At 68.3% G+C, this 571-nt stretch carries 1 protein-coding gene; it reads right to left on the reverse strand.

What is annotated here, in order from left to right; translation table 11 throughout:
* Positions 1-390 (reverse strand): hypothetical protein (locus tag ABGB16_RS33950; RefSeq protein WP_347672132.1); only part of this gene is annotated, 390 nt, incomplete at its 3' end.
* Positions 391-571 lie beyond the last annotated feature (181 nt).

The following is a 571-nucleotide window of genomic DNA, read 5'->3' on the forward strand; positions in this document are numbered from 1 at the left end:
GGCGACGTGTGCCGCCGCCCCCACCGGATTCCAGAACCACATCGCGGCGGCGACGGCGAACTCGGCCATCATGAAACTGAACATGGCCACCGCCGTACGCTTGCCGGTCTCCGTCTCGAGGAAGAACTTCTTCTCCGCCTCGATCACGGCGAGCAGCAGGTCAGCCGTCTCGGCCATCTTCCTCACGAACGGAACGGTCTGGGCCACGAACCGGTCGAAGACCTCGCCCTCCCCCGCCTCCCCGACCGCCCTGATCGCCTGCTCCAGCAACGGACCAAGCACCGTACGCACCCGATGCTCCAGCACCTCGGCCGTACCGATGTCCTGCCACAACAACGGCAGCTTCGTCCGGGACAACCTGAACCCGGTGAACCCTTCCAAAACCCGCATCGCGCTCTCGTCGAGCTCAACGGTCGGAACGGCGGCGGCCAACGCGCAACGCTCCCTTCCCCGCCCCGGATCAGGGCACCCAGCGCGGATCAGTCAACCGCGCTGACCGCCACCCCAGCCCCCGACCACCTCGTCGGCGATGACCTCGGCACTGCCCCCACCCGGCGGCCGAGGCCCCAAC

This window comes from Micromonospora sp. B11E3 (assembly GCF_039871625.1).
Classification (GTDB): Bacteria; Actinomycetota; Actinomycetes; order Mycobacteriales; family Micromonosporaceae; genus Micromonospora.